The organism is Streptomyces sp. NPDC001678 (assembly GCF_042892945.1).
Classification (GTDB): domain Bacteria; phylum Actinomycetota; class Actinomycetes; order Streptomycetales; family Streptomycetaceae; genus Streptomyces.
In genome coordinates, this window is sequence record NZ_JBIAUP010000030.1 from 1 (window position 1) to 5,382 (window position 5,382).

The window sequence follows — 5,382 nt, forward strand, 5'->3', positions numbered from 1 at the left end:
TTTCAGCGCCGATGGTACTGCAGGGGGGACCCTGTGGGAGAGTAGGACGCCGCCGAACTCCTTTTAAGAGAGAGCCCTGGCAGGGATTACCTGCCAGGGCTTTCTTGCATTTACGGACACGTACAGACACGTTTGCCTATACGGATTTTCCCTCTACGGATACCGTTGCCGCCATGAGCGGCCATGCACAGCTGATGTGGGACGAAGCGGTAACGGGCTATGACTTCGGCCCCGGGCACCCGATGGATCCCGTACGGCTCGCCCTGACCATGCGACTGGTCGAGGCGTTCGAGCTGGACCGGGCGGTCCGTGTGGTCTCCGCGCCGCCCGCCGGCGAGTCGACCCTTCGGCTCGTCCACCGCCCCGACTACATCGCCGCCGTCCGTGAGGCATCGGCCGACCCCAAGGCCGCCGACCTGTCCTATGGGCTCGGGACCGTCGACGACCCGGCGTTCGCCGGGATGCACGATGCCGCGGCGCTCATCGCCGGTCAGTCCGTGGGGGCCGCCGAGGCCGTGTGGGGCGGGGAGGCGACGCACGCCGTGAACTTCGCCGGCGGGCTTCACCACGCCATGCCCGGAGCGGCATCCGGATTCTGCGTCTACAACGACGCGGCCCTCGCGATCGCCCGGCTGCTCGAGCTGGGGGCCGAGCGGGTGGCCTACGTGGATGTGGACGTCCACCACGGTGACGGCGTCCAGGCGGCCTTCTGGGAGGACCCCCGCGTCCTGACGATCTCCCTCCACGAGCACCCCCAGACCCTCTTCCCGCAGACCGGCTGGCCGACGGAGACCGGGGCCCCGGGCGCCGAGGGCGGTGCGGTGAACGTGGCGCTGCCGGCGGGCACGGGGGACGCCGGGTGGCTGCGGGCCTTCCACGCGGTCGTACCGGAGCTCCTGGCGGCCTTCCGGCCGCAGGTGCTGGTGACCCAGCACGGGGCCGACACCCACTTCGAGGATCCGCTGGCGCATCTGGCCGTCTCGCTCGACGCACAGCGTCATGTGGCCGCCGCCTGCCATGAGTTGGCGCATCGTCACACCGACGGCCGCTGGGTGGCCCTGGGGGGCGGTGGGTACGCCGTGGCGGATGTGGTGCCGCGGTCGTGGACGCATCTGGTGGCCATCGCCGCCGGCCGGCCGGTGGATCCCACGTCGCCCGTGCCGGACCTGTGGCGGAGTGAAGTGTTTCGCCGCACGGGGCAGTTGGGGCCGCTGAGGATGACGGATGGCCGTGAGCCGGAGTGGCGGTCGTTCGAGGAGTCGGGGTACGACCCGGCCGACCGTCTGGACCAGGCGATCCTCGCGACCCGCAGGGCGGTGTTCCCGGCCCACGGGCTGCTGCCCTAAGCGCTCCGCTGGAGGGCCGGTACGTCATCCGCGGGTGCGTTGTGGCTGGTCGCGCAGTTCCCCGCGCCCCTTCGGGGCGCTACCGAACCGCACCGGACTTCGCCAAGGTCGCTTAGCCACGTCGGCCATGCCGTCCTCGGCAGGCCCAACTCCCGTTAGCCCTCGCGTGGGACGCCTCCCCGAATCCTCACCCGCCACCGTTCCCGTCCGCGAGCATCGGGCTCGTGCCGAACGTGCCGAACCGTCACGCGCTCCGCGGTCATCTCCTCGCCACCCGGCTGGCGGGGACCGTCGCCACGTCCAGGGAGCGGAGCCTGAGCCGCTACCGGTCCTTCGCCGCCCGGGACCCACGGGTGCTGATCGGTCTGGAGCCTAAATCCGACTGGTATTTCCCCGAGTTGTTGCAACTGATGGTCCAAAGGTGTGGTGTTTCAGCCGATCCCAAGCACACTTCCGGGCATGATGTGATCGATCCGGACCGCACGCTGATGGCACTCGATGCCTTCGCCGATCGGCTCGCGACGGCGGCCGCGTTGGGCGCTCCCGTGCTCCTGGGCACCGGTCACCCCCACCCGCTCCTGGGCTTCTACGCCGCGTTGGCCGCTGCCCTGTCGTCGGCGGGATGCGATGTCCTCACCCCGGCGCAGGGTCGAAGTGTCGACATAACGACCCGGTTCGGCGTACGCACCTACAACCTTCACTACGCCCAAGGAGTCGCGATGGTGCGCGAACCCGGCGCACGGGGTCCCGGAAGTGAGCCCGGCGCGCATACTCATTCACCTCTCCCGGTTCGTACCGTGCTTGACGTCGCGGCGGGGTCGGGCGGGCCGCTGCCGGCCTTGGTCATCGGGGACCACGGATGGGTCTGCGGGGCAGGTCAGCTGGGCATTGAGGCCATCGGGCTGGCGGACTCGGACGACCCCGCGCTGTTCGTCGGAGAGGCCGAGGGGCGAGTGTCCGTCGCCGTTCCGCTTGATGACACTGTGCGGTCTGATTACTACCGACCGCTTACTCGCTATGTACTCAATCGAGCGTGTCTGTCACAGTAGGCGGCCGATGGCTGCTCCTCTTCCCCACTCGCATCACCCGCCCCTAACCTGGGGAGTGAGCGCGCAGCGACGAGGAGTCACCGGAGGGGAAGCCGGTGCGCGTCATGTGCGGAAGGTTCAGGTGTGTCATGGCTGCTGGCGAAAGGCCTCTCAACGAGGTCGTGTTCCTTACCGTGGCTGAGGTGGCCGCGGTGATGCGAGTCTCCAAGATGACCGTGTACCGGCTGGTGCACAGCGGTCATCTGCCGGCGATCCGGGTGGGCAGGTCGTTCCGGGTCCCAGAACAAGCGGTGCACGAGTACCTCCGAGAGTCCTACGTGGGGGTGGAAACAGCCTGACGGGGGCCCTGGATTACGCTGATCGCCCGGTGCCGGGTAGGCTGGCCCGATGTAGGTCGTGTGGGCTCGGACGCCCCGCACCGAGTGAATCGATGTAAGCGAGGGTAGTCGTGGGCTCTGTTATCAAGAAGCGGCGCAAGCGGATGGCCAAGAAGAAGCACCGCAAGCTGCTCAAGCGCACGCGTGTTCAGCGTCGCAACAAGAAGTAAGCAGCGCCGCTGTGCTCGACCCGCAGCCCTTCCACCGGTCACGGTGGGAGGGCTGCGGTGCGTTGCGGTGAGTAAAGCCTTCGCTACGGCTTGAAATGACGCCCGGCCCGACCGGCGGTCATCACAGTGCAACAACGACCCGCTACGGTGGCCGCGACAGGGCACCGCTCGTCTCTCCAGACGTGGGACAGACGTGGGAAGGAAGGCGCTGATCTTGGGCAAGGTCGTGCTCGTCACCGGAGTCGCACGGCAGCTGGGCGGCAGGTTCGTCCGCCGCATCCAGCGCGAGCCCGACGTCGACCGCGTCATCGGGGTGGACGCGGTGCCACCCGAGCACCATCTCGGCGGGGCCGATTTCCTACGGGCGGACATCCGCCACCCGACGATCGGCAGGGTCCTGGCGGAGCAGTCGGTCGACACCGTCGTCCATATGGACGTCAACGGCACCCCGCTGGGCAAGCGCGGCAGCCGGGCCTCGGTCAAGGAGACCAATGTCATCGGCACCATGCAGCTGCTCGGTGCCTGCCAGAAGACCCCGTCCGTCAAACGGCTGGTGATCAAGTCCAGCACGAACGTGTACGGTTCCGCCCCCCGGGATCCCGCGGTCTTCACCGAGTCCACGCCGCCCAAGTCGCTGCCCAGCGGTGGCTTCGCCAAGGACGTCGTCGAGGTCGAGGGGTATGTCCGCGGCTTCGCCCGCCGTCGGCCGGACGTGGCCGTGTGCGTGCTGCGCTTCGCCAACGTCCTGGGGCCCTGTGCCGACTCGCCGCTGGCGGAGTACTTCTCGCTGCCCGTGCTGCCCACCGTGCTGGGCTTCGACCCCCGGCTCCAGTTCGTCCACGAGGACGACGCCATCGAGGTGCTCCGGATCGCCGCCGGGGAGCCCGTCAGGTCCACGCTCAACAGCGGCACGTTCAATATCGCCGGGGACGGCGTTCTGCTGCTCTCACAGGCCGCCAGGCGCCTCGGGCGCCCCACGCTCCCCTTCTTCCTGCCGACCGTCACCTGGGTCGGCTCCGCGCTGCGGTCGGTCGGCGCCCTGGACTTCTCGCCCGAGCAGGTCCGGCTCCTCACCCACGGCCGTGTCGTCGAGACCACGCAGATGCGCGAGACCCTGGGGTTCCGCCCCCGGTACTCCACCCCGGAGGCCTTCGCGGACTTCGCCCGCAGCCGCGGCCCGGGTCTGCTGCCGCCCGAGACCCTCGCCCGTACCGTCGACCGGATCGCCGCGCTGATGCCTGCCGGCAGCGGCCAGAACTGAGGAGCGCACGCACCATGGCCGATGCGAAGGTCATTCCGTTCGGCGAGGAGCCCCGGGCCAAGCGGCGGCCGGGCCGCACGGCCCGCAGCCGGACGAGCCGGGTGCCGGCGGCGCTCTCGCCCGTACCCGCCCAGCGGGAGGAGGAACGGGCCCGCACCGGCCAGGAGGGCCGCCCGGAGCAGGCCGGGGACGGTGCCGCCGCCGGGGCCCCGGCCGGGGCGGCAGTCGACGGCGGCGGATGGGAGCGGAAGCTGGCCCACGGGCTGAACTTCCTGCGCCGCCGGATCACCGGCGAGTACGAGGTCGACGACTTCGGTTACGACCAGGAGCTCACCGATCAGGTGATCCTCTCGCTGCTGCGGCCCTTCAAGGAGAAGTACTTCCGGGTCGAGGTGAAGGGCATCGAGAACATCCCGGAGAAGGGCGCGGCGCTGATCGTCGCCAACCACTCCGGCACCCTGCCCATCGACGGCCTGATGCTCCAGGTCGCCGTGCACGACCACCACCCGGCCGGGCGGAACGTCCGGATGCTCGCCGCCGACCTGGTCTTCATGCTGCCGCTGATCAACGAGCTCTCCCGGAAGCTCGGCCACACCCTCGCCTGCGCCGAGGACGCCCAGACGCTGCTCGGGCGCGGCGAGGTGGTGGGGGTGATGCCGGAGGGCTTCAAGGGGATCGGGAAGCCGTTCTCCGAGCGGTACAAGCTCCAGCGCTTCGGGCGGGGAGGCTTCGTCCAGACGGCACTGCGTGCCGGGGCGCCCATCGTGCCCTGCTCGATCGTCGGCGCCGAGGAGATCTATCCGATGCTCGGCAACTCCAAGACGGTCGCGCGGCTGCTGGGCATCCCGTACTTCCCGCTGACGCCGTCCTGGCCCTGGGCGGGGCCGCTGGGGCTGGTGCCGCTGCCCACGAAGTGGACGATCCAGTTCGGCGAGCCCATCCCCACGGACGGCTATCCGCCGGAGGCCGCGGACGACCCGATGCTGATGTTCAACCTCACGGACCAGGTCCGGGAAACGATTCAGCACACGCTTTACAAGCTGCTTGTGCAAAGGCGGTCGGTGTTCTTCTGAAGGCTCCAGCCTTCAGAAGAACACCCCCCCCCCAAAAGCCCGGCGACATGTCGTCCAACCCCGGGGATCCGGGCCCCGGGGGGATGTTGGGCAGCACCGGGGGGGT

The 5,382-nt window shown here is 69.5% G+C and carries 6 protein-coding genes; all 6 read left to right on the forward strand.

What is annotated here, in order from left to right:
* Positions 1–173: 173 nt before the first annotated feature.
* The 6 genes from ACFYZR_RS32290 (at position 174) to ACFYZR_RS32315 (ending at position 5,276) form a co-directional block, all read left to right on the forward strand.
* A complete protein-coding gene (locus ACFYZR_RS32290) occupies positions 174–1,346 on the forward strand; it encodes an acetoin utilization protein AcuC (protein WP_391917097.1) in 1,173 nt (390 codons plus the stop codon).
* A gap of 233 nt (positions 1,347–1,579) precedes the next feature.
* On the forward strand, positions 1,580–2,395 hold the full coding sequence (locus ACFYZR_RS32295; RefSeq protein WP_391917106.1) for a phosphatase: 816 nt from the start codon (positions 1,580–1,582) through the stop codon (positions 2,393–2,395).
* A 128-nt stretch (positions 2,396–2,523) separates the two neighbouring features.
* Positions 2,524–2,733 (forward strand): helix-turn-helix domain-containing protein, encoded by a 210-nt coding sequence (locus ACFYZR_RS32300; RefSeq protein WP_067299677.1) that lies wholly within the window; start codon positions 2,524–2,526, stop codon positions 2,731–2,733.
* 110 nt (positions 2,734–2,843) lie between these two features.
* Positions 2,844–2,942 (forward strand): 30S ribosomal protein bS22, encoded by a 99-nt coding sequence (locus tag ACFYZR_RS32305; protein WP_003948845.1) that lies wholly within the window; start codon positions 2,844–2,846, stop codon positions 2,940–2,942.
* 214 nt (positions 2,943–3,156) lie between these two features.
* A complete protein-coding gene (locus tag ACFYZR_RS32310; RefSeq protein WP_391917101.1) occupies positions 3,157–4,203 on the forward strand; it encodes an NAD-dependent epimerase/dehydratase family protein in 1,047 nt (348 codons plus the stop codon).
* Between the two features lie 14 nt (positions 4,204–4,217).
* Positions 4,218–5,276: a lysophospholipid acyltransferase family protein gene (locus ACFYZR_RS32315; protein ID WP_391917104.1), complete on the forward strand. Its 1,059-nt coding sequence runs from the start codon at positions 4,218–4,220 to the stop codon at positions 5,274–5,276.
* The last annotated feature ends 106 nt before the right edge of the window (positions 5,277–5,382 follow it).

Bases quoted from the DNA above. Each gene is read 5' to 3' on its own strand.
- ACFYZR_RS32290 (WP_391917097.1), top strand. From the start codon at position 174: ATGAGCGGCCATGCACAGCTGATGTGGGACGAAGCGGTAACGGGCTAT.
- ACFYZR_RS32300 (WP_067299677.1), top strand. From the start codon at position 2,524: ATGGCTGCTGGCGAAAGGCCTCTCAACGAGGTCGTGTTCCTTACCGTG.
- ACFYZR_RS32315 (WP_391917104.1), top strand. From the start codon at position 4,218: ATGGCCGATGCGAAGGTCATTCCGTTCGGCGAGGAGCCCCGGGCCAAG.